Here is a 22,968-nt window from a genome sequence, read left to right as displayed (position 1 = left end):
ACTAGTCAGGAAAGTACTAACTAGAAGTACTTTCCCAGCAGGTTTACAACCAACTATTTTTTGCTCAATCCCTATCGATCATTAAGAAAGTGGTGTCCAAATGTCTTTAAAAACAATTGATCCGCAAAGTGTTTCTTACTACGCTTTAAATAATGAAATTAACATCCCCGTTGACGGCCAAATCCCGTTGAATAAGGATAAAGAAGCTTTAAAGGCCTTTTTAAGTGAAAATGTCGTGCCAAACACTAAAGTCTTCCCTAATTTTCAAGCTAAGATCTCCTTCTTAGTCGACCATCAATATCTAGAAAAGCCCTTCTTGGCCGACTACTCCGCCGACTTCATTGATCAATTACACAATTACTTGGAGGACGCCAATTTTAAGTTCAAGTCATTCATGGCCGCTTATAAATTTTACGCCCAGTACGCCTTAAAAACTAACGACGGCGAATATTACCTTGAAAGCTTTCAGGATCGGGTTTTATTTAACGCCCTCTACTTCGCTGCTGGTGATGAGAAATTGGCTCATGATATTGCCGATGAAATGATCCACCAGCGCTACCAACCCGCAACACCCAGCTTTTTGAATGCCGGCCGTGCTCGTCGTGGCGAATTGGTTTCTTGTTTCTTGCTCCAAACTACGGACGACATGAATTCAATCGGCCGAACAATTAACTCGGCCCTGCAACTTTCTCGCATTGGTGGCGGTGTTGGGATTACTTTGACCAACCTACGCGCGGCCGGCGATCCAATCAAGCACGTTGAAGGTGCCGCTTCTGGCGTTTTACCGGTCATGAAATTATTAGAGGATTCATTCAGTTATTCTAACCAATTAGGCCAGCGCCAAGGTGCCGGAGTCGTTTACCTAAACGCCTTCCACCCAGACGTAATCGCTTTTCTTGGTGCTAAAAAAGAAAATGCCGACGAAAAGTATCGTTTAAAGACGTTATCACTGGGCTTAGTTGTGCCGGATAAATTTTACGAATTGGCGCGTAAGGACGCTGACATGTACTTGTTTAGCCCCTACGACGTTGAACGAATTTACGGCAAGCCATTTTCTTACGTTGATATCACCAAAGAATACGATAAAATGGTCGCCAACCCTGATATTCGGCATAAGAAAATTAAGGCTCGTGACCTGGAAAATGAAATCAGTAAATTACAACAGGAATCCGGTTATCCTTACATCGTCAACGTTGATACGGCCAACCGGGCTAACCCAATTGACGGTAAAATTATCATGAGTAATTTGTGTTCCGAAGTTTTACAAGTTCAGACCCCTTCAAAAGTTAATAATGAACAGAATTACGATCAATTGGGAACGGACATTAGCTGTAACTTAGGTTCAACGAACATCCCGAATTTGATGCACGCAAAAGACTTTGGCCACTCCGTTGAAACCATGGTTCGCGCCCTAACTTTTGTCACTGACAATTCAAACATTGACGTTGTTCCATCCATTCAAAATGGTAACCATAAGGCGCACACAATTGGTTTAGGGGCAATGGGCCTGCACAGCTACTTTGCCAAGGAGCACATGATGTACGGCGATCAAGAAAGCCTTGACTTCACCAACATCTATTTCCTTCTATTAAACTACTGGACGTTAAAGGCTTCCAACGAAATTGCCCGGGAACGCCACGAAACTTTCGTTAACTTTGAAAACAGCAAATACGCTGACGGCAGCTATTTTGATAAGTACGTCAACCAAGATTGGCAGCCAAAGACGAAAAAGGTTCAGGAACTTTTCAAGGATATTTTCATTCCATCCAAAGCCGATTGGCAAGCACTAAAGGCAGCGGTCATGAAAGATGGTTTGTACCACCAAAACCGAATGGCTGTCGCACCCAATGGCTCGATTTCTTACATTAACGACACCTCGGCTAGCTTGCAGCCAATCGTTAACCGAATTGAAGATCGTCAAGAAAAGAAGATTGGTACGATTTATTACCCAGCGCCTTACCTTTCTAACGACACAATGCCTTACTATTCATCGGCCTACGATATGGACATGCGCCACGTAATTGATATTTACGCCACTGCCCAACAACACGTTGATCAGGGCATGAGCATGACGCTCTTTATGCGCTCCACTATTCCAGAAGGTCTCTACGAATGGAAAAATGGCGACACAAATAAAATGACCACTCGTGACCTTAATATTTTGCGTAATTACGCTTATAACAAGGGAATCAAGTCAATTTATTATATTCGTACCTACACCGACGATGAAGATGAGATTGGTTCCAATGCTTGCGAAAGCTGCGTAATTTAGCTACAATGACACTGGTTTGACAGACAAGTAATAGGGACAAAAGACGGTGGCAACACTGTTTGTCCCTATTCTTTTTCGAGTAACGAACCTACTCCGCGACAGATGGAAAGGAAGTTTCACATGACGGAAAGATATGACGCAATTAACTGGAATGCCGTTTCCGATGCAATTGATAAAGCAACTTGGGAGAAATTAACTGAGCAATTTTGGTTAGATACCCGAATTCCCGTTTCCAACGATTTAGATGACTGGCGTACCTTAGATGATACCCACCAATGGCTTGTTGGCCACGTTTTTGGCGGTTTAACTCTTTTAGACACCTTGCAATCACAAGATGGCCTAGCCGCCTTGCGCCAAGATGTGCGGACCCCCCATGAAACGGCCGTTTTAAATAACATCCAATTTATGGAATCTGTCCACGCCAAAAGTTATTCAACTATTTTTTCAACCTTGAATACACCTGACCAAATTAACGAGATCTTCGACTGGAGTGACACCGAAGAATACCTGCAAAATAAGGCTTCTTGGATCTACGATATTTATCGTGATACCACCGTTGATCCTTTGAAGAAAAAAGTGGCCAACGTCTTCCTTGAAACTTGCCTTTTCTACTCTGGTTTTTATACACCACTATTTTATCTAGGCAATAACAAACTAGCCAACGTGGCCGAAATTATTAAATTAATTTTGCGGGACGAATCAGTTCATGGCACCTACATTGGCTACAAGTTCCAGTTAGGCTTCAATCAACTTTCCAAAAATGAACAAGATAGTATGCGCGATTGGTTATACGACTTCATGTATAAACTTTACGCTAATGAAGAGAAATACACCCATTTACTTTACGATCAAGTTGGTTGGACCGAAGACGTTTTGACCTTTGTGCGTTATAACGCCAATAAAGCGTTGATGAATCTAGGCCAGTCGGCGCTTTTTCCTGACACAGAGGCCGACGTCAACCCGATCGTCATGAACGGAATTTCAACTTCCACAGCTAACCACGACTTCTTCTCGCAAGTTGGTAATGGTTACCGCCTCGGCCAAGTTGAGGCCATGAAAGACGACGATTATTCAGTCGGTGCACCAAAAGAACCAAAACCAAAAGACTAAAAGATAACACAAAAGCAGTACTGCAACTTTGAAGCGTCCTACACCATTAGACTTAACTGTCTAATAATATCGGACGCTTCTTCTTTTGCAGTACTGCTTTTTATGATTATTTTATTTAATTCGTTAATCGATTAGGCCTAGTCAGAAAAATTTATTTTTGTCGGTATTTTTCTGCTTAACCTGGGTGAAAAATACTGAAAGAGCAACTTCCTGTACCTTTTCCACCACTCGATAAATTAAACGTTCAATTCAGCGCTAATATCAACAATATTAACGTTAGGATCCATTTGTTCACTTTCACTAGATAAACTTAGCGTGTTCAGGCGCGGATTAACGTCCAATTTCATATTTTCATCTAAATAGGTTTTGGAATATGGTTTGATGTTAATTGGGCCGACAGTACTATCAATTGTTCCACCGTACTCGTCACCAATCGCTTCGTCCTGATCAACAACTAATAACCGGTAGCTCAGATTAAGTGCGCACGAGCCAAGCTTTGAATATTTGCCGACACCATCATCCAAATCAAGAATCAATTTCTTATCGGCGCCTAAATAATTTGCCAATTTCTGCTTTGCTGCATCCGTAATTGTTAATTTCATCAACCAACACTCCTTTGCTTTTTTAATACCTCACAAATTATATTGTACGCAATTTATTATTGAATACAACCAATTTGCTTAGTTGTGAAGTTTGCTCCTAAATTACCGTAACTGTATTTGAACCTCAGCGCTATCTCATAAGATTGAGCTTTCTTAAACACTTTCACCGTAATTTCAGTCTACGATTTTTAACACCTAAAAAGCAACTATTGTGTTTTATCACGCGATTTTCGCGGTAAATGCTTGCCCAGGCCACTACGCAAATCGGCCAACGTTTCATCTGGTCCCTTGCGTTGTTCTACCCGTAAAAAGCGTGGAATAAGCAATAAATGACGGTGTTTGGGCGCCTTAACCTTCTGATTAACCACCAACATAATCTGTAACAGGACAAACAAAATAGAACTGTGTTTACTGTAAGCAATGTATTTGGGTATCCACTGGGTCACGTACTTATTTTTATAAGCACGCAGGCCTTGGAACCCATAAAAACGGTAGCCGTACTCGTAAACCAGGTGTGCTAGTCGTTCTTGAATAAAGCTGTACTTAGAAACGCCAACGTTCGCAAGTGGCGCGTTCCCAAGGTCAAACGATTGATAATCTTGTGCCTGACCCTCTTGAAATAAATGAATGAAAACCTCATCCATTATTCCTGAAGGCGCCGACTTCAAATGGCGCATTAAATCAATCGAAAGAACACCGTTACTCATTGGCATCAAATTGGCGAAGGCGACCCACTGACCATTCTTATCACTAATTACCGCGATTGGCGTGCGATTCAGATAATATTCATCAAAAAAGCCTAAAGAAAAGCCTTCTTCATGCCGTCCATCCAGCCAGCTATCAGAAATTCGGCGTAGTTTCGCGAATTGCTCGGCCGTGTACGGTGGTTGAATCAGTTGGAATTGATAGCCTTCGCGATTGAATTTGTTCATCAAAGTACGCTCGGCCTTACGCTTTTTACCACTTAACGAAAAGTCCGCCAACCGAACGTAGCCTTCTTCACCAATCTTAATGAAGTCGTACCCAATCTCATGTAATTGCATCGTTAGTTCACTAGAAATTTCGTAAAATACGAGGCTAAAACCGAGACTATCCGCATCATCCATAAACTTTTCAATAGCGGTAGTTAACACTTGGGGATTACCGACTGGCTCCCCCATAACAATCAGTCGATTGGCCTTTTGCTGGTACATGAACATGACTTGATCTTCACCATCAACTTGGTAGAAATAAAGCTCCTTATCGCGTAAATAAGCCAAGTGCGAAACCTCGTTACCACCAAATTTTTTAATCAACTGATGAACACGCTGTTCATCAAAAGCCGCGGCCAGTTGGCGCCGGGAATAAGTTAAATACTGATAAATAACCAATAACGCTAAGGCCGCAATCAGCATGCCAATAAAACCAGTGATCCACAAACGTTCCGACGGGAAAAATAACGCGGTTGGTACCTTGTGAACGTGGTGCGGCGATTGAGGCAGATTATAAACCCCAACAATTGTGTAAACAATGAAGGATCCAGCAAATAAAACCCAATCAAATAGAGTACTTCCCCACGACAAAGCCATTTTTTCACGGTATAACTCATGCTTGCTAAAAATCGTTGCGATTAAGATCACGCCAAGTAATAGCGCCATTTTCCATGAAAAATCACGCCACAACGTGTTAAGAATCGCAACTACCAGTAAAATCAAAGTTGGATAGTAGGCACGTTGTACCTTAGCCGCAATCCCCCGCGCAAATCCCAGTAGTAAGAAAGCCATAATGATATTCGTAACCTGATCTAAGAAAACAAAGGTATACGGGTAAAGACGAGCAAATAAACGGTTATTTAGCGCAAAATTAGGTACCGTCGAAAGAATTAAGAGCATTACGCCAGAGAAATATAGGAAGATCACTAAAATACCGTGGGCTGTCTTCTGGAGTACTAATTTTGGCAATCCCTGCAAAAAGGTGTTCAGTCGTTGTCCAGCATCCTGAATAAAAAGAAAAACACCCACTAAAAACGGAAAAATATAGTAAAACAGACGGTAGAATAAGAGCCAAATAACTGCCGTCGAACGATCAACGCCGATAAAGCCCAACCCGATAATCATAAAAACATCAAAAGTTCCCAAACCACCAGGTAGCATGGAAACAACGCCAATCACCGAAGCAATCGCAAATAAGGGAACCACATTAGGTAAATTGACCGGAACCTTAAGTAAGTAACCAATAAAGACAAAGAAGAGTACACAAAAACCCCATTCAAAACTTGAGCCAATCGTCAAACGTAGCTCACGCCGGAGTGGTAAATCAGCAAAGAACTTAGAATCCCGCAAATGAGTGACTAGCATCAACAATGGAAAATAAAGCCCACCACCAACTAACCAAATCCAATAATGACCATAGACTGAACCTACATTAAACCCAAAAATTAAGCCTAGTGAAACCAGACATAATAACGACAAACCAGATAGTAGGAATAAAGCAATTTTTGAGATAGCAAACACAACCTGCTTGTGGGTTGCCTGTTTACTATAAAAATTAGCCCGTAAAGTTGCCCCTAAAAAACCACCAAAGCCCGCAATATTCGTAAAGGTATTGACAATCCAACCAGATTTAACGATATACCGCTTTTTATATTCGCCTGGTAGAAATTGGACAATGGTAAAATCATAATTTAGCATGGGCAAAACAGCCACAAAACCAGCAACTAACATTAATAAAAGTGTGCCTGGATCTTGCGTGGCCAGACTTGCTCGTAGTTGGCGACCATTTAACTGCCGGCTGATGTTACCAATCTCAAAAATAACGAATACTAACATTGATAAAACAAACAGTGATTTTAAAATAGTTAATCGCTTCTCGATAAATGCTAATACACGCCGAAAAAGTACTCTAAGTTTCTTCAAACCTAATCCACCCGCTCCTTCTTGTCATGCATCTATTATCGCAATAAGTTCGCTAGTTTTCAACAAACCCGCTTGTAGTTTAACTAAAAACCAGTTAAGTTTTGCGTAGTAAGCCAAAGTAACGAATGCTTCGCACAACAACTATGGATTTAGGTCAAGAATCTGGACACATTTTATGTATAATTTAAGCGACTAATTTTTCCTTTTCATTTGGAGTTAAATAATCAATGCTACTGTGAATTCGAGCACTGTTATAAAAGCTCTCAATGTAGCTGAATATTGCAGCATTTGCTTCTTCAAAATCCTGATAATGGTGTTGGTAAACCTCTTCTTTTTTCAAACTGGCGTGAAATGATTCCAAACATGAATTGTCATAGGGACAGCCACGCTTGCTATAAGAATGGCGAATATGGTGTTGCGCTAAGATCTGTTCAAAGCCAGCACTGCGGTACTGGCTACCCAGATCGGTATGCACAATTAAGTTATTAGTCGTCTTTCTAGTTTCAAAGGCTTGTTGAAAAGTGCTGATCACAAGATCAGCAGTCATATGACGGCTGATTTTATGGGCAATGATTTTACGTGAATATAAATCCTGAATGCTTGATAAATAACACCAGCCATTGGCTTTGGTGTGAATATAAGTTATGTCTGCACACCACTTTTGATTTGGACTGGTTGTACGAAAATCTTGCGCGAGTATATTTGAATAATCAGTCGCATCAATATCATTACCCGAATTATTCATACGAGGTTTAATATCGGCATACCGCACAATTTTGGACCAATTCTCGTGCTGCTATGGCGTAGTCAAACCAAGATGTACTGTTTTTGCTAAAGGCTACCAAATTATGGGGCTGGATAAATTTTTGATCCTCAATTTTGAGCATACTTGCCCCTTGGCCGAACCGACTTTTTTTGATTTTTTGCACCAGTTTAGCCCCACTGTAGCGCTTGGATTCGAGCTAACAGTTGATAAAACAAATCCTGATAGACGTGGTGGCGGCTTAATTTTAGATAAAGTTGCCGGCCGCTGGTCACCAGCTTACCCGCTACTTTAAACAGCCATAAGCGCAAGGTTGTAACCTGTAATCGCTGATGTTGTACAGGCAACAATTGGCGCATCAAGCTGACTAAATTATAAGCGAGGACACTGAGCATCATGCGGGCATAATTTGGTATAAATTGCGAGCTAGTCATTTTATCCAGGTAAAAGCCAGCCTTGGCTTCCTTGATATAGTTTTCCATTTGACCCCGTTGGTGATAGGCGTGAAATGCATCTTCGGCGACAAAACTCGTTAAATTGGACACGAGGTATTCATGTTGAAATAACAATTCACCAGCTGGTCGAGTTGATTTAATATAGATCTGGCGCGGCTTAGACCATGATCGGGCTTGATAAGACGCGCGATAATAATGGACCTCGGTCTCAGTCCAATTCTGCTCATCACTGATCTGAACAAAACGTTCAGCCAGTTGGTTCAGCCGCCGATTGGCTTTCAGGCGGATCAAGTAAAAAGTGTCGTTGGCTTCACAAGTTTCGTATAATTCTGGAGTCGCAAAGCCACTATCCCCGCGGACCAAGATATCAGCGTTCGGTTTGACTTGATGATAGTGCTGTAGTAGTGGTGTGATAAAGGGGGCAATATCCGTACTGGTATAAACATTACCTGGGCGCAATTGAGCCTTTAAACAGTGGCCCGTTTGCCCGTCAAAAGCGACCAGCGGATGGTAACCCGTGGTACCGTAATGCGCATTAAAGGCCGTTTTTTCCTGATGACCATGAGTATCGGCGTGAGTCGAGTCAATATCGAGGATCAGCTGTTGTTGCTTGGCGCCAGTCCACGCTTGGTCAAGCAATGCTTGATTCAACGTTTGTAATGAGGTGATGGTCTGCTCGTCACAGCGTTGCCAAAAACGGGATAATGACGGTTGTGAGGCCAATTGCGGTTGTGCCAATAGTAATTTAAATGTGGGGTCATTGCGCAAACTGGTGGCAGCTAGATCGGCCGGGTAACCGGCGATCAACTGCAGCACGACCTGTTCTAGTAGACTAACGTTGCTGTAACGAGCGTAATGGCGCTGGTCATCAAAATGGACTAATTGATACGCTAAGGTCGTGAAATTGAGTTGCGCCATTAATTCTTTGACCAACACTAGCCCAGCATCAGTGGAAAGTTCACCACCAGTGTGCGAAATATGTAATTTAGGATTGAAATTAACTCGTTTTCCCGGTAAAGTTGCCATGAGAAGGACCTCTTTCTTTGGGTGGATAGCTGACTTGTGGTGAATCAACTATACCAAATCGGAGGTTCTTTTTCTGCACTAAAAAGGTGAAAAATAAAAAACACAGTACCGCCCATGATACCGGGGTGACACTGTACTTGGAGAACTTATGGTGAATAATTCAGGTCATTAGTTTGTTGATAATGCCACTTCTTGCGCGTGATTGATTTTAACCCCATTTGGCGCATTAATCGTTGAACTAGCTTAATACTGGCAGTCTTACCTTCTTTTTGTAACGCTTTTAGAATTTTAGGTGCCCCGTAGATACGTCTAGAATTAAAGTAAATGCGTTTAATCGACTGGCTAAGTGTCTTACGACGCTTGGCTTGTGGCGATACATGATTCTGCTGATGTTCATAGTAAGTTGAGCGTGGAACTGAGAGTACTTTACAGGTTTCTTTGATACTATGGTGCTTCAAATTAATATCAACGGCTGTCTGCCAGTCATCTGGGTTTACTTTTTGGCGAATATGGTTAAGGCTTTTTTTAAGATGTCATTCTCACTTTCTAGCTGTTTCAAACGTTTTTGCAACGCTAAAACATCTGATTTGGAAATTCCACTTCCTTTGTCTTCTTTATATAGATTAATCCATTTGTAAATAGTTACATTTGATACACCATATTCGTCTGTAAGATCAGCTACCGGGGCGCCATCCTGGTACAGCTTGACAATCATTTTTCTAAAATCTACTGAGTACTTTTTCTTGGTCATAAAAACACAATCCTTCCTATTATGGAATTATACTAAATCGTGTCCATGATTTCATACTACCTTCACTACTTTAGCAATTAAGATTACCTGTATTGCGAAATAAGATGATTGTGTTTTAACGCGTTGCTACTAATTTATCTGCCGAATGCATTTAGAATGCACCACTAAACTAAAGCTACTTTCGTAAGTGGCTCTATTTTAAATATCCGGCAAACAAACTTGAATTTATCTTATCACCTAAAATAGTTATTTTACCTTTCATTCAATCATGCTACTATTAAATTAGTAATGATAGTTTTCAAAATTGGTCAATCACCAGGCTTCAAAAATGGGAACGAACTGCGTGTAAGACTGATTTTGGATTGAACAAAGACCATTTTCGTTCAACGACGGTTCAGTTAACCACCGTTATTTGGCGAAAAACAACAATAATTTTATTTGGAGGAATAAATTATGAAAAAATTGGTTAGTTTAGGCATCATCACGCTATCCACTCTCACCTTAGCAGCATGTGGCCATAATGACTCGGCGGACAAGGATAGCGCCTCACATTCTGAAAGCATCGTAAAAATGAACAGCGCTTCACGTGCCAAAGCAAAATCAATAAGTAGCGCCAAAAAAATGTCCCGTAATGCAAAAAAAGAGGCCACAGCGGCTTCAAAAGAGTCTAGAAAAGCAGCGGCTGCCGCACAATCGGCCGCAGCAATTAGTAGCTCAGCACAAAATTCGCAGAGCGCGGCAAAACAACAAAACATGATGCAAAATAATGCTAACGATAGTTCTAATAACAAAGTTAATAATAATTCAAATGCCGCTAGTTCTGCTTATTCCGCAAGTAGCTCAAGTACACCAGCAACGCAAAACACCAACACGATTAGTAGCCCCCAGCAGGCCGAAGCCGCCGTAGTAGCCAAAGTTGGCAACGGCGATCAAAGCGATCCAATAACTTGGACCTACATGGCCAGCGGTGACAACAAAATGCTGACCGACCCCAACGGCAACTCCTATTACTGGATTCGTGGCGAACGCCGCTCGGCCATTGAAGCGTACCAAAAATCAGGTGCCGGCTCGTACGACGGCCTAGATTACTACGTTTACCCGAATGGTACTGTGGTTAACCGAGATAGTACAGGATTTTAGCTTGCCGGAACGTTTAGTTATCATAAATCATAATCAGTTTAGTTGTTCAAATAAAAAAATTCCGACCCTTTTTTCGCGCTAATAACAATTCTCTTATTCTTTAAACTTCTTCACATTTAATGATGCGTCTAAGTAAAAAGCTGTTCTTTTTTAATTTAGATCTACCTTCTGGTATTAACAAATAACTAATACCAGTTTTTATTTCGAATTAATCAAAAAAGACCTCCCAAAATTACTTGGCAGATCTTTTAACAGTAAACCAAATCATACTCCAAAACTTTTAAATCACTTATCGCAATCAAAGTTAGACGTATTTGGTCTCCTTCAAATAAATGTTAATTTATTATTTAACGGTAACTTCAGCGCCGGCTTCTTCAAGCTTAGCCTTAAGTTCGTTAGCTTCGTCTTCAGAAACGCCTTCTTTGATAACTGTAGGAGCGTTATCAACCATATCTTTAGCGTCTTTCAAACCAGCACCCGTGATTTCACGAACTGCTTTGATTGCTTTGATCTTAGCTGAACCACCAGAAGTAAGTTCAACGTCAAATTCAGTTTGTGCAGCAGCAGTGTCTCCGCCAGCAGCACCTGCAGCAGCTACTGGAGCAGCAGCGCTAACACCAAATTCGTCTTCAATTGCTTTAACTAAGTCGTTTAATTCAAGGATTGTTGCGTCTTTTAATTGTGCAACGATTGCATCTGTATCTAATGCCATGTTCGTTTTCCTCCTCAGGAATAATTGATTAGCTTTTATTTTTAACAAAAGCTTTGGATTTTCGGAGGATGACTACCTGAACTCCAGCAAAAAAGTGCCTGGGTTCAGCAGCATCCTTCCGTAAAACTAATTGTCAGTTAACCTAACAATATTTTATTCAGCATCAGCGCCGTCTTCAGGCTTTGCGTCAGCAACTGCTTTAACTGCGTAAGCAACGTTGCGAACTGGAGCTTGTAAGACAGAAAGCAACATTGATAATAAGCCATCGCGATCTGGTAACTTGGACAAATCAGTGATTTGGTCTAAGCTAGCAACTTTACCTTCGATTAAACCGCCTTTGATTTCCAAAGCGTCGGCTGTTTCGGCAAACTTAGCAATGATCCGGGCTGGGGCAACAACGTCTTCATTTGAAAAGGCAACTGCTGTAGGACCAACAAAGGTATCATCCAAACCTTCAAAACCTGCTTTATCAGCCGCACGACGTAAAATCGTGTTTTTGATAACGTGTAATTCAACATCTGCATCACGTAATTGCTTACGTAACTCAGTATCTTGCGCAACTGTTAAGCCACGAGAATCAACGATAACGGCCGAAGCCGCATTTTTAAAGCGATCAGTAACTGTATCAACAACTTTTGCTTTTTGAGCAATAACTGCTTCACTCACGAGTATTTCACCTCCTGAAATTATTTGGTGACCAAATGCCACCAGGGGCTTTCTCCTAAATAAAAAACGCTGTGCCTAAGGACACAACGCCGATTGAGAGTCTGCTAAAAACCGTACAAACTTTCTCCTCGGCGGGCCGCTTATAAATAAGCATTTAAGGTAAACACCTGAGTCTTAGGTAGAAATAATAACCGTTTATAAATATAGCATATTCCAGTCATCCGGTCAAATTTAGTTTTGAAAAGAAGTTCAGTAAAAGACGCTTATATTCCAGAATTGACCGTAAGAATGTTTTGAAAGGCGTGTTGTTTCAGCACCTTTTATAAAATTAACCCGAAACTAATCAAGAAAAATACCAACCCAGAGTGGGACAAAAGTCTGGGTTCACGTTCTAAAGCAATACTCGGAAATAATAAAAGGCTAGGATTTTTGTCCCGGCCTTATTTTATCATCAAAAACTACCTTTTATTTCACATTAACAATAAAAAAGAGTTACAACAAAAGTGAATTTGTCGCAACTCTATTTTCATAACAGTTTTAATTAAGCCTTAGCAAAAGAACCAAGATCAACGTGGACACCAGGTCCAAAAGTTGAAGTGACTGCTAAGCTTTGGATATAAGTACCCTTAGTTGAAGCGGGACGTGCCTTAATAATTGTATCTTGCAATGTCTGGAAGTTCTCTAATAATTTGTCATCAGCAAATGATACCTTACCAATTGGTGCGTGAACAATTCCAGCTTTGTCAACCCGGTAAGCAACTTGGCCTGCCTTGATGTCATTAACTGCTTTTGTTACGTCCATTGTTACAGTACCAGTCTTAGGGTTAGGCATTAAGCCTTTAGGTCCTAAGACACGGCCAAGACGACCTACTTGAGCCATCATTGGTGGTGTTGCAACGGCAACGTCGAAATCTAACCAGCCGTCTTGGATCTTTTTAACAAGATCCTCGGCACCGACAATATCAGCACCGGCAGCCTTTGCAGCTTCGGCTTGTGGGCCTTGGGCAAAGACGATTACCTTTTGTGTTTTACCAGTACCATTTGGTAAAACAACGGCACCACGAATTTGTTGATCAGCTTGTTTAGGATCAACGTTTAAACGATAAGCAACTTCGACAGTTGCGTCGAACTTGGCAAAGTCAACCTTTTTAACAAGTGCTACGGCGTCTTTTACGTCATAGTTTTTGTTAATATCAACTTGTTCCAAAGCTGCTGTATACTTTTTACTCTTTTTAGCCATTTGTGTTTTTCCTCCTTGCAAATGTGGTCACTGGGAGCGTATCCCTTCCACTTGATTAGCCAATTTTCATTGAAAATCCGCACATGTACGTTTTTAATTAGGACCCGTTTTAAGAACTATTGATTAGTATTTTATAACCAATCTAAGCATCTTTTACGGTACTCTTTAGTCTTTAACAGTAAAGCCCATTGAACGTGCTGTACCTTCAACCATGCGCATAGCAGATTCAACATCTGACGCGTTTAGGTCTTGCATTTTTGTTGTAGCGATTTCACGTACTTGGTCTTTAGAAACTTCAGCGACCTTTTTCGTGTTTGGTTCGCCAGAACCGTGTTCAACACCAGCAGCCTTTTTAAGCAAAACAGCAGCAGGTGGGGTCTTAGTTACGAAATCGAATGAACGATCTTCATAAACACTGATCACAACTGGAATTAACATGCCTGCTTGATCAGCAGTGCGTGCGTTAAATTCCTTAGTGAAGCCCATAATGTTAATACCTGCTTGTCCTAATGCTGGACCAACTGGTGGAGCCGGAGTTGCTTTACCGGCAGGAATCTGTAATTTTACAACGTTAACAACGTTTTTAGCCACGAGACATAACCTCCTTAAGTCCGTGATGTGGTCATTTTGGCTAGTATATTTAGCCTCCCACTTAACGTGCAGCCAAAATAAGACTGGTCGCACCAAAACAGTATAGCATGCCATTAAGCTAGAAGCAACGCTAATATCAAACAATCATCTACGTCAATGAGACTAAATCAGAACGTAAAAGCCGCTGATAAGTCGCGTGATCAATGCGGCCAGTTTTATCCCTAGTCACCTTTATTCGTTTCACAGGCCACAGAAAATGACAAATTGCTTGATCAACCTGCGGATTTTCATGTAAACGGTAATGAGCCGCCTTCAATCCGGTAATCAAGCTCTCGCGATAACGGCCAATTCGTTTATCCAGTAGAAAACGCAGCGATAACGCGCTATCAACCGAGACTGAACCGTCGCTATCACTACCATCTAATAAATCACCGGCAATGTTTAGCCAAGCAACTCCAGTTGGCAGGTAGGACATGTTTTTTTCAAAGGCTTGATAGACTGGCGTCTTAGCAACTGGCCCATCCCCACGTAACTCGTAAGAAAAAACCTGGGCCCCATCTTCGCCAACGTCTAAATCATTAAACGGGCCCGCCAGCGTGATCACCTTTTTAATAGTCGGCTGATCCTCATCTCCACCTGCGGCCAATAAATAACGAAATAGGCTGACCGCCCCCATCGAATGACCAACTAGATTCACTTGTTCAACATGGTAATTCTGTTTAAGCTGGGCCAACACAAGGCGCAGCCAATCACTCTGCTTTTTTAATGAAGCGCCATTATCACTAAATAAAAGTTGAATTGTTGGATTGGCTACAGCAGTTGGCAATTTTCCGCGCACACTTACGCGACCTGCCGAACTAACTCGAATTACTAAGGCCTTTTGCGCGATCCCCTGCCGATTAAAACGGGCCAACATACGCCCAAAAGAAAAACGATTACCATGAAAACCATGAATGAAAATCGTTGGCGTTCGGGTAAAGCCCAGTGCTTGTTTTAGCTGTTTTGGCGCAGGTAACCGGTATTTCGGTAAAGCCAGCTGGTGTAATTGATCGGCCAGAACAAGTAGGACTGCCCCGAAAAGAATGACCACTAATAGAATAATGAGTTGCACTATAATTCATCACCACCAAAATTAAAATGTGCCAACGACAATCATTTTCACACGTTTTTAGTCTTATATTTGCTAATAAAAAAGCTGGAACAAAATAAATTTTGCACCAACTTCATTATAAAACATTTTATTTAAAAAGCTTAGATCTTATCAGCCTGATCGTAATCAAGTTCAGTACTTGTCTCGCGGCCAAACATATCAATGTTAACTTTTAATTTTAATTTTTCTTTATCAACTTCCGTAATCTTACCCGTCAATTTAGCAAAAGCGCCGTCAACGATCGTTACGACGTCACCAACTTCGAAATCGACGTTGCTGTGCCGGGCGCTCATGCCAAGCTGGCGTAAAATCCGTTCAACTTCATCAGGTAAAAGTGGCGCTGGCTTACTACCAGAACCGTGGCTGCCAACAAAACCAGTCACACCCGGTGTATTTCGAACAATGAACCAAGCCTGGTCGGTCATAACCATTTCGACCAACACATAGCCTGGAAATTCCTTCTGCATCGTTACTTTGTCCTTACCATCCTTGATCTCATGTGATTCTTGTTCAGGTACGACAACGCGGAAGATATTATCCTCCATCCCCATTGATTGGGCCCGGGATTCAATGTTACTTTTGACCTTATTTTCGTAACCGGAATAAGTGTGCAAAACGTACCATTGCTTTGATGCTGACTCTGTTTCTGACATGCTAGTTTCTCCTTTATCTGAATGACTTTTTTAACAAAATAAAAAAACCTCGCCTAGCGAAGTTTTAGTAACGCGTAAATTCATTATAGCAAAATTTTATCACTTTGCCTACTTAAAAATAAACAAGTAAGCTTAAATAAATCCTGAACTAAAACTATTTACCCAAAATTCATACGCAAATACTAAGGTAATAGTAGCTTAGCTAAGAATAATTATTCTTTTAATCAAGTTTAAGCCTATTTAGAAACTAATAAATTTAAAAGCCACTGTAGGCCGTTATCAACAACAGCAAAGAAGGCTGCAAAAAATACAGTCATTCCAACTACTGTTCCAGTATCATGGCGTAATTCTTTTCGCGTCGGCCAACTTACAGCCTTCATTTCCCGCCCAACATCACCAAAAAAATGAATTAATCTCATTGTCGTATTTACCTCGTTTCTTGATGCAACGTCTGTTTATTGCAATGTTTACAGTACTTATTCAGAGTTAACCGCGCCATATGCTGCTGGCTCATGGATACTTGGTAATTCCGTGAGCCGCAGATACTGCACGCCAAAGTTATTTTTATTTGTGACATTCAAATTTCTCCCACTCAAAACGCGTTTAGAACCGAACATTTTCTAACCAATCCAATAAATGTGTCAGAAAAAGCATCCAGTTACACTACACACTTCACCTTACTTACCTTGTGTAACGCTACTAGCAATAAGCCATAACTACTGTAGAATTCACCAATCACGCTCTGATAAGATATGCACATTTACTCTAGCATGTCAGCATTCGATAGTCAAACAAGACCTACTTCAATAATTGCGTTCGTACAATTGCAATGGCCAGCGCAATAATTTGCATACTATGAAATAATATTAAATTATGGATTGCTGTTTCAAAAGTTGTTTTTTTAATTTGAACTCGTTCAAAAGTCCGAATATTTTGAATGATTTTAGGCAAAACCAGAAAAATAATTAATTCTTCTGGTGGCAACAGGCCCAAAATAATGGCCAAAGAGGCCGTCACATAACAACTTAAAATTACCAAGGGATAAAGTTTTAACGACCTTTTTTTACCAAGGTAATACGGTAATGTATAGCGATGATTACGCTGATCTTGCTCAAGATCACAAATATTATCGGCAAACATAATGTTCGAATCCGCCAAAATACTGGGCAAACCAACCAGTACAAGAATAAATAGTGACAGTAAATTCCCTTTTAATTGAAACTCAGGCCAGTTAACAAACAAGCCCATTAAGGTTGTTGGGGCAACGTTGATGTAAGCCGTTAAGAAGAAAACGCCAAAGCCCTCGGCACAACCCGCTAAAATTTCGCCTAATGGAAAGCGAGAAAACGGCATTGGACCGTATGTATAAAAGATCGTAACCCCAATCCCAATGGCGCCCATAAATAGCATCAATAGATTCGTTCGAAATACTAGCCAAACACCTAAACAGCAAGAAAGCGCCAGAAAAAAAAGCATTAAATGCAGTGCGTGCTTAGGTGATAGGTGTTCCCGCCCAATAATATTATCCGTATCACGGTAAGTCTTGTCTACCGCCAATTTATAATCCTGGACGTTATTAAAGCCGGTGACAAAAAAAGCAATTGACATTTGCGCAACAAAATAAATCAGGGAACTTAACCAATTAACCTCCTGAAAATAATAAATGCTGTACAGCAATCCAATTAAGAACGGAATTGCACTCGCCGTCTTAGCGTTAAAACGAATAAATTCTAAAAAGAGCTTAAACGTCATTGGTTTTGTTTCTGTTGCTTCCATAAATACGTCTCCTCTATGTCAGTAAAAAAGTTCTTTAAGATTAATTAAATAAGTATGCCAGCTCGACCACTATTGAGAAAAGGCTAAGCGGCACTAACCACACACCAAGAAATACATTACCATGCAAATTCGTACTAACAACCGGCTGACCTTTTTAATTACACCATAGCCGGATCAAGTACGCAACCACAATTTAAAACTAGACCATGTTTGAAAAAGGCTTTAATAGTATTTATCTGACTAATACGTTGGGAGTTCAATCCATTGCTACTCCAACCAACCTAATTATAAAAATACACAATCGACCTATTCGCAAAAATTCTAACGACTAACTTTGTTTAAACTACTTCGCGTAAATCTAGCAACACTGATTTACGCAAAGTAGTCAGAATAAAAACATCAATGACTATCAAGTGACCTTAAAAAAATAATCTTATGAAAAATACCTCAAAAAAATATTTGGTTTCTAAATTGAAATTAAGAATTACACAACCAACCAATAAATTACCTATTTTTTGATTAAAAAAATAAAAAACTACAAGTTTACTAGTAGCGACAACACTGCTTTAACAAGTTTAAGTTAACTTTAATGCAACTTTTCGCAAAAGCTAGTTTCGAAGCGTTTTTTAATATGTGACAAACCAAACAATTAGTGCTATTTTTAAGTTAATTCTATGAATAAACTAAAAACGCATTAAATCACAAAAGGAAACGTTTCATTTTTTTGTAAATGGCATGGACAAAGCGTTTTCTTTTCTGTATAATTTATTTGACAATAGTCATGAACTTATTTATTTGTGAATTTATTATTCTATACTTTAGGAAGTGTTAATATGGCTAAGAAAAATGTTGTCGTTGTAGGTGCTGGCTTTGCCGGCGTTGCTGCAACGAGACGCTTAGCAAAACGATTCAAGAAGAATGCCGACGTACAAATCACACTGATTGACCGCCATTCTTACATGACGTATATGACTGAGTTGCATGAAGTTGCAACCGATCGTGTACCAAAAGAAGCAGTCCAGTACGACCTCGGCCGCTTGTTTGCACATAGAAAGAACGTTTCACTCGTGACTGATAACGTTACTAACGTTGATCACGATAAGAACGTTGTTACAACAGAACACGGTTCATACTCATTTGATTACCTTATTTTGGCAATGGGTGCCGAACCAAATGATTTCGGTACACCTGGCGTTAAGAAATATGGCCATATGCTCTGGTCATTGGAAGACGCAGTTGCCTTAAAGGAGCATTTTGAAAAATCTGTTGCTCAAGGTGCAATTGAACATGATCCGGCCAAACGTAAGGCATTGTTAACCTTCGTTGTCGTTGGTGGTGGTGCCACTGGTGTTGAAACAATGGGTGAATTAATTGATTGGCGCCCTATTTTGGCCAAAGAAAACCATCTTGATCCAAAAGAAATCACTTTAATTTTGGATGAAGCTGTTCCAACGATTTTAAACATGTTTGATCGTCCTGACGCTGACCTTGCTTTGAAATATATGCAACGTAAAGGCGTCGACGTTAAGACTGCGGCTCCAATTACTGAAGTTAGCCCTGATGACATGACTTTGAAAGATGGCACCCATATTCCAACGAAGACGGTTGTTTGGACTGCTGGTTTGAAAGCTAATACTGATACTAGTGATTACAATATGGAAACTGGCCGTGCCGGTCGGTTAATCACCAACAAATATATGCAATCAAATCAATACAAGAACACTTATGTTGCCGGTGATTTATCGTTAAACACCAATGAAGGTGATCGCGGTACACCACAGCTTGTTGAAGCAGCTGAACAAACTGGTAATGCAGCGGCCGAAAGCATTGTTGCCGCTGTTAATGGCACAACACCAAAGGCTATGAAATCTAGCTATTCTGGTTCAGTCATTTCAATCGGTTCGCATTATAGTGTGGCCGTTGTCTTCAAGCACATTCATTTAAGTGGTTGGTTTGCAACAATCATGAAACATTTGATCAACTTACTTTACTTCATTGAAACCTTTGCTGGTTACTATCTCTACCAGTACAGTATGCATGAATTCTTCCGTAATCGTAATGGCCGGACACCATTCTGGGGTCACATTTCACGTTACGGTAACGTTTTATGGAGTGTTCCTTTACGAATCTTCTACGCCGCAATGTGGTTAGTTGATTGTTGGTCAAAGGTTCAAGGTTCAGGCTCTTGGTTTAGCGGCAAGTTACGGCTACCATTTACTTGGTTATATCCTAAGGTTGCTTCAGCCGCTACTAGTGGTGCTTCATCTGCTAGTTCTGCAGCCAAAAAGGTTGTTAGCAGTGTTGCCTCATCAACAACTACTGGTGCTTCACAGGCCGCTTCAACTGCTAAAACTGCTGTTAAGGCTGCTGCTTCTACAACACCTGCAACACCCAAAGAATTTTTCAGTTTATCATATGACTATGGTAAGCAACCAATGATGGTCTTCAAGCATTTACCAAAATGGTATGAAAGCATTACGAAGTTCTTCATGCCAAATAAATCAACTGCTTTATTTATGCAGGAATTTATGACCATTGTTGAAATTGGGATTGCATTTTGTATTCTCTTCGGTTTATTTACTTGGTTAGCTAACGCGGCCACTATTGGTTTAGTTGCTGTCTTCTGCCTTTCAGGTATGTTCTACTGGGTTAATATTTGGATGCCTTTCGTTGCCTTAGCCTTGATGAACGGTTCCGGACGATCATTTGGTTTAGATTACTGGGTTGTTCCGTGGTTACAAAAGCATTTGGGTCACTGGTGGTATGGCGATCTCAAACCGCTCTACAACGGTCCACAAAAATAGTATTAGTCAAGTAGTCATTGCAGGAAGAATGGTTCTAGGGTATTCTTTAGCCTAGGACCATTCTTTTTATGAAATGAAACTCAACGGGCTGGAAGTGGCGATTTGGCAAGTAAGAAACGAAATTTGTCGAAAAAATATTTAAATATGCTTAGACCTTGGGACATTATTATTATTGTGTTCCTGATTATCCTATCGTTTACACCATTGGCGATTTTTTCAATTCATGAACGAAATACTGCCGCCGCCAACATCCCAGTTAAAACGGCCGTTGTCAGTCATGATGGCAAACAAATTTACAAATTAAAACTAACTAACCACCGCGGAACAACAACTTATACCTACCGGGCCGCGAATGGTGATTATAATAAAATCGTATTTAAGAATGATAAGGTTGCCATCACTGATGCTAATTGTAGTGATCAAATTTGCGTAAAGCGTGGCTGGATAAGTAAATCTGGACAAACAATTGTCTGTCTTCCCCATAAATTACTGGTTGAGATCAAAACTAATCAGGGTTCAACAACTCAGGGCGGTTTGGTCACAGAATGATCGAGGTCAAAAAATGACACAACCTAAAATTGCAAAGTACGTTTATATCGCCCTTTTAGTCGCCCAGGGGGTCGTTATTGGTTTACTAGAACGAATGATTCCATTTCCTTTTTCATTCGCACCTGGCGCTAAACTAGGCTTGGCCAACTTAATCACTATCGTTTCATTATTCACCATGTCATTTAATGATAGTTTTCTATTACTATGGATGCGGCTCATTTTAACCGCAATATTAGGTGGCACTTTATCCACCTTTCTCTACAGTATAAGTGGTGCAATCTTCAGTTATTTTGGTATGTTGCTTGTAAAACAATTGGGACCAACACGCGTTAGTATTATTGGTATTTCAGCAACTGGTGGCCTACTTTATAACGTTGGGCAGTTACTAGTGGCTAGCCTAATTGCGCAAAGTTGGACGGTAATGCTCTACTTACCTGTGCTTTCGTTTATCGGAATTTTAGCGGGCGTTGCAATTGGCATTGCCGCAAATTATTTATTTGAACACGTTACAACGCTAAATTATTTAAAAGATAATTATCAACACCTAAAACAAACACGACGTCCCCACCAGAAACGGCAGCACCACTGCTTAAATACACACGCGCAAAAGGAGTCCCACTATGACGAAAATTAACCCCATGTGGCAGCAATACCCTGAACTGGTACCAAATTTAACTGCCGTACTAGCCTTAATGAAAAAACATATTCATACTGATGATCGAGCAGTTACTGAAGCAATTCTTGATATGATTAATTCCGGTGGCAAATTATTACGGCCAGCTTATTGTTTATTATTCAGTCAATTTAAGCCAGTCGACGATAAAAAAATGGTTGCGTTGGCCGCCTCAATTGAAACCCTGCACACTGCCACGCTAATTCATGATGACGTTGTCGATCGTGCACTAACAAGACGTAATATTGCAACTATCCAGGCCCGCTTTGGTCAGGATGTCGCGGTCTACGCCGGTGATTATCTATTTGTGATTTGTTTTCAACTATTAGCGAACCACACAAGTGACCTTCGCAGTATCCGTCAAAATGCCCAAGGTATGGAAAAAATTTTGAACGGCGAATTAAGCCAAAAGCGAATGCGCTACAATTATGAAATGACCATTGATGACTACCTTAAGCAAATCCAAGGTAAAACGGCCCAACTTTTTGGTTTAGCTTGTTTTGTTGGAGCTTATGAAAGTGGTAACAGCCTTAGCTTTTCCCGCCAATGTCAAAAGATTGGTCTTAACATTGGAATGGCTTTTCAGATCATGGATGACCTACTGGATTATAGCCAATCAACCGCCACACTTGGCAAGCCAGTATTAGAGGACGTTCGCCAGGGTGTCTACTCTGCGCCCCTACTATTAGCTCTAGATCAGCACCAAGGTGAATTTATTCCTTACCTTGAAAAACGGGCTAACATGACTGCGGCAGACATTGATGTTGTCACAAAATTAGTGACACAATATTCTGGACTTGAAAAGGCCCACGCTTTGGCCGCTAGTTACACGGACAAAGCATTGAAAGGCTTAAATAAATTACCTGATATACCGGCTAAAGCAAGCTTGTTACGCTTAACAAAACAATTGTTACAGCGCCAGTTCTAAAACTAAAACGACTAATGTGAAGCAAACTCAGGATTTGGCCCTTTTCCGATCTTGAGAATTCAACTTCACGTTAGTCGTTTTTAGTATCGTATGCCAAAAAGCGATCAACACCCTATTTCCGGTGTTGATCGCTTTTAGTTTAACGGTTCTACAATATCTGTTGTTGGTAATAGATTTTCATCTATTACTGATGACAGATTTTTTATTTATGGC

Annotated in this window: 22 protein-coding genes and 1 other annotated feature; of the genes, 7 read left to right on the top strand and 15 right to left on the bottom strand. The window is 40.6% G+C overall.

Annotated elements, in window-relative coordinates:
* Positions 1–100: 100 nt before the first annotated feature.
* Positions 101–2,272 (top strand): class 1b ribonucleoside-diphosphate reductase subunit alpha, encoded by a 2,172-nt coding sequence (nrdE, locus tag AYR53_RS06695; protein WP_068281085.1) that lies wholly within the window; start codon positions 101–103, stop codon positions 2,270–2,272.
* Positions 2,273–2,392: 120 nt separating this feature from the next.
* Complete coding sequence (gene nrdF / locus AYR53_RS06690; RefSeq protein ID WP_068281087.1) at positions 2,393–3,382, top strand: class 1b ribonucleoside-diphosphate reductase subunit beta; 990 nt, start codon at positions 2,393–2,395, stop codon at positions 3,380–3,382.
* Positions 3,383–3,618: 236 nt separating this feature from the next.
* On the opposite strand, the gene AYR53_RS06685 is transcribed toward nrdF, so the two are convergent.
* The 6 genes from AYR53_RS06685 to AYR53_RS06660 form a co-directional block, all read right to left on the bottom strand.
* The gene (locus AYR53_RS06685) at positions 3,619–3,984 is read right to left on the bottom strand and encodes an iron-sulfur cluster biosynthesis family protein (RefSeq protein WP_068223063.1); all 366 of its coding nucleotides are present in this window, start codon (positions 3,982–3,984) and stop codon (positions 3,619–3,621) included.
* A gap of 206 nt (positions 3,985–4,190) precedes the next feature.
* Positions 4,191–6,878, bottom strand: coding sequence for a bifunctional lysylphosphatidylglycerol flippase/synthetase MprF (gene mprF, locus AYR53_RS06680; protein ID WP_068223058.1), 2,688 nt, complete (start codon positions 6,876–6,878; stop codon positions 4,191–4,193).
* 184 nt (positions 6,879–7,062) lie between these two features.
* Positions 7,063–7,623 (bottom strand): IS3 family transposase, encoded by a 561-nt coding sequence (locus AYR53_RS06675; RefSeq protein ID WP_068281284.1) that lies wholly within the window; start codon positions 7,621–7,623, stop codon positions 7,063–7,065.
* 188 nt (positions 7,624–7,811) lie between these two features.
* Positions 7,812–9,122 (bottom strand): IS1380 family transposase, encoded by a 1,311-nt coding sequence (locus tag AYR53_RS06670; protein ID WP_068279064.1) that lies wholly within the window; start codon positions 9,120–9,122, stop codon positions 7,812–7,814.
* Positions 9,123–9,268: 146 nt separating this feature from the next.
* On the bottom strand, positions 9,269–9,580 hold the full coding sequence (locus AYR53_RS06665) for an IS3 family transposase (RefSeq protein ID WP_167574658.1): 312 nt from the start codon (positions 9,578–9,580) through the stop codon (positions 9,269–9,271).
* A 35-nt stretch (positions 9,581–9,615) separates the two neighbouring features.
* On the bottom strand, positions 9,616–9,873 hold the full coding sequence (locus tag AYR53_RS06660) for a transposase (protein ID WP_017866964.1): 258 nt from the start codon (positions 9,871–9,873) through the stop codon (positions 9,616–9,618).
* Positions 9,874–10,326: 453 nt separating this feature from the next.
* On the opposite strand from AYR53_RS06660, the gene AYR53_RS06655 reads away from it, so the two are divergent.
* Positions 10,327–11,013 (top strand): hypothetical protein, encoded by a 687-nt coding sequence (locus tag AYR53_RS06655; protein WP_068223055.1) that lies wholly within the window; start codon positions 10,327–10,329, stop codon positions 11,011–11,013.
* Positions 11,014–11,356: 343 nt separating this feature from the next.
* On the opposite strand, the gene rplL is transcribed toward AYR53_RS06655, so the two are convergent.
* The 9 genes from rplL to AYR53_RS06615 all read right to left on the bottom strand — a co-directional run bounded on the left by rplL (position 11,357) and on the right by AYR53_RS06615 (position 17,801).
* Positions 11,357–11,725, bottom strand: a complete 369-nt coding sequence (gene rplL, locus AYR53_RS06650; RefSeq protein WP_068223052.1) for a 50S ribosomal protein L7/L12 — start codon at positions 11,723–11,725, stop codon at positions 11,357–11,359.
* A gap of 153 nt (positions 11,726–11,878) precedes the next feature.
* Positions 11,879–12,391, bottom strand: coding sequence for a 50S ribosomal protein L10 (rplJ, locus tag AYR53_RS06645; RefSeq protein WP_068223048.1), 513 nt, complete (start codon positions 12,389–12,391; stop codon positions 11,879–11,881).
* A gap of 51 nt (positions 12,392–12,442) precedes the next feature.
* Positions 12,443–12,588 (bottom strand) — a sequence feature (ribosomal protein L10 leader region).
* A gap of 344 nt (positions 12,589–12,932) precedes the next feature.
* Complete coding sequence (gene rplA, locus AYR53_RS06640; protein WP_068223045.1) at positions 12,933–13,631, bottom strand: 50S ribosomal protein L1; 699 nt, start codon at positions 13,629–13,631, stop codon at positions 12,933–12,935.
* 165 nt (positions 13,632–13,796) lie between these two features.
* Positions 13,797–14,222: a 50S ribosomal protein L11 gene (gene rplK, locus AYR53_RS06635; protein WP_068223043.1), complete on the bottom strand. Its 426-nt coding sequence runs from the start codon at positions 14,220–14,222 to the stop codon at positions 13,797–13,799.
* 148 nt (positions 14,223–14,370) lie between these two features.
* Positions 14,371–15,333, bottom strand: a complete 963-nt coding sequence (locus AYR53_RS06630; protein ID WP_068223040.1) for an alpha/beta hydrolase — start codon at positions 15,331–15,333, stop codon at positions 14,371–14,373.
* A gap of 140 nt (positions 15,334–15,473) precedes the next feature.
* Positions 15,474–16,025: a transcription termination/antitermination protein NusG gene (gene nusG / locus AYR53_RS06625; RefSeq protein WP_068223037.1), complete on the bottom strand. Its 552-nt coding sequence runs from the start codon at positions 16,023–16,025 to the stop codon at positions 15,474–15,476.
* Positions 16,026–16,261: 236 nt separating this feature from the next.
* Positions 16,262–16,444, bottom strand: coding sequence for a preprotein translocase subunit SecE (gene secE, locus AYR53_RS06620; protein WP_068223036.1), 183 nt, complete (start codon positions 16,442–16,444; stop codon positions 16,262–16,264).
* A gap of 8 nt (positions 16,445–16,452) precedes the next feature.
* Complete coding sequence (rpmG, locus tag AYR53_RS13300) at positions 16,453–16,602, bottom strand: 50S ribosomal protein L33 (protein WP_075168922.1); 150 nt, start codon at positions 16,600–16,602, stop codon at positions 16,453–16,455.
* A 221-nt stretch (positions 16,603–16,823) separates the two neighbouring features.
* Entirely contained in the window at positions 16,824–17,801 is a 978-nt protein-coding gene (locus tag AYR53_RS06615) for a UbiA family prenyltransferase (protein WP_068223034.1), read from the bottom strand.
* A gap of 833 nt (positions 17,802–18,634) precedes the next feature.
* Here AYR53_RS06615 and AYR53_RS06610 point away from each other — a divergent pair.
* From AYR53_RS06610 to AYR53_RS06595, 4 genes are all read left to right on the top strand, one after another.
* Positions 18,635–20,605, top strand: a complete 1,971-nt coding sequence (locus tag AYR53_RS06610) for an NAD(P)/FAD-dependent oxidoreductase (RefSeq protein ID WP_068223030.1) — start codon at positions 18,635–18,637, stop codon at positions 20,603–20,605.
* A gap of 144 nt (positions 20,606–20,749) precedes the next feature.
* Positions 20,750–21,154: a NusG domain II-containing protein gene (locus AYR53_RS06605; protein WP_068226184.1), complete on the top strand. Its 405-nt coding sequence runs from the start codon at positions 20,750–20,752 to the stop codon at positions 21,152–21,154.
* A gap of 13 nt (positions 21,155–21,167) precedes the next feature.
* A complete protein-coding gene (locus tag AYR53_RS06600; RefSeq protein WP_068223028.1) occupies positions 21,168–21,788 on the top strand; it encodes a Gx transporter family protein in 621 nt (206 codons plus the stop codon).
* A complete protein-coding gene (locus tag AYR53_RS06595; protein WP_068223025.1) occupies positions 21,775–22,755 on the top strand; it encodes a polyprenyl synthetase family protein in 981 nt (326 codons plus the stop codon). The genes AYR53_RS06600 and AYR53_RS06595 overlap by 14 nt, the downstream gene beginning before the upstream one ends.
* The last annotated feature ends 213 nt before the right edge of the window (positions 22,756–22,968 follow it).

It is taken from the genome of Loigolactobacillus backii (assembly GCF_001663675.1).
Lineage (GTDB): Bacteria > Bacillota > Bacilli > Lactobacillales > Lactobacillaceae > Loigolactobacillus > Loigolactobacillus backii.
The sequence above is the reverse complement of the archived record's forward strand: the minus strand, read 5'-3'. Positions and strand labels throughout refer to the sequence as shown.

Bases quoted from the DNA above. Each gene is read 5' to 3' on its own strand.
- AYR53_RS06615 (WP_068223034.1), bottom strand. From the start codon at position 17,801: ATGGAAGCAACAGAAACAAAACCAATGACGTTTAAGCTCTTTTTAGAA.
- nrdF (WP_068281087.1), top strand. From the start codon at position 2,393: ATGACGGAAAGATATGACGCAATTAACTGGAATGCCGTTTCCGATGCA.
- AYR53_RS06655 (WP_068223055.1), top strand. From the start codon at position 10,327: ATGAAAAAATTGGTTAGTTTAGGCATCATCACGCTATCCACTCTCACC.
- rplA (WP_068223045.1), bottom strand. From the start codon at position 13,631: ATGGCTAAAAAGAGTAAAAAGTATACAGCAGCTTTGGAACAAGTTGAT.
- secE (WP_068223036.1), bottom strand. From the start codon at position 16,444: ATGAGATTAATTCATTTTTTTGGTGATGTTGGGCGGGAAATGAAGGCT.
- AYR53_RS06660 (WP_017866964.1), bottom strand. From the start codon at position 9,873: ATGACCAAGAAAAAGTACTCAGTAGATTTTAGAAAAATGATTGTCAAG.
- AYR53_RS06685 (WP_068223063.1), bottom strand. From the start codon at position 3,984: ATGAAATTAACAATTACGGATGCAGCAAAGCAGAAATTGGCAAATTAT.
- rpmG (WP_075168922.1), bottom strand. From the start codon at position 16,602: ATGTCACAAATAAAAATAACTTTGGCGTGCAGTATCTGCGGCTCACGG.
- AYR53_RS06610 (WP_068223030.1), top strand. From the start codon at position 18,635: ATGGCTAAGAAAAATGTTGTCGTTGTAGGTGCTGGCTTTGCCGGCGTT.
- AYR53_RS06670 (WP_068279064.1), bottom strand. From the start codon at position 9,122: ATGGCAACTTTACCGGGAAAACGAGTTAATTTCAATCCTAAATTACAT.
- nusG (WP_068223037.1), bottom strand. From the start codon at position 16,025: ATGTCAGAAACAGAGTCAGCATCAAAGCAATGGTACGTTTTGCACACT.
- AYR53_RS06595 (WP_068223025.1), top strand. From the start codon at position 21,775: ATGACGAAAATTAACCCCATGTGGCAGCAATACCCTGAACTGGTACCA.
- rplL (WP_068223052.1), bottom strand. From the start codon at position 11,725: ATGGCATTAGATACAGATGCAATCGTTGCACAATTAAAAGACGCAACA.
- AYR53_RS06605 (WP_068226184.1), top strand. From the start codon at position 20,750: ATGCTTAGACCTTGGGACATTATTATTATTGTGTTCCTGATTATCCTA.
- AYR53_RS06600 (WP_068223028.1), top strand. From the start codon at position 21,168: ATGACACAACCTAAAATTGCAAAGTACGTTTATATCGCCCTTTTAGTC.
- nrdE (WP_068281085.1), top strand. From the start codon at position 101: ATGTCTTTAAAAACAATTGATCCGCAAAGTGTTTCTTACTACGCTTTA.
- AYR53_RS06675 (WP_068281284.1), bottom strand. From the start codon at position 7,623: ATGAATAATTCGGGTAATGATATTGATGCGACTGATTATTCAAATATA.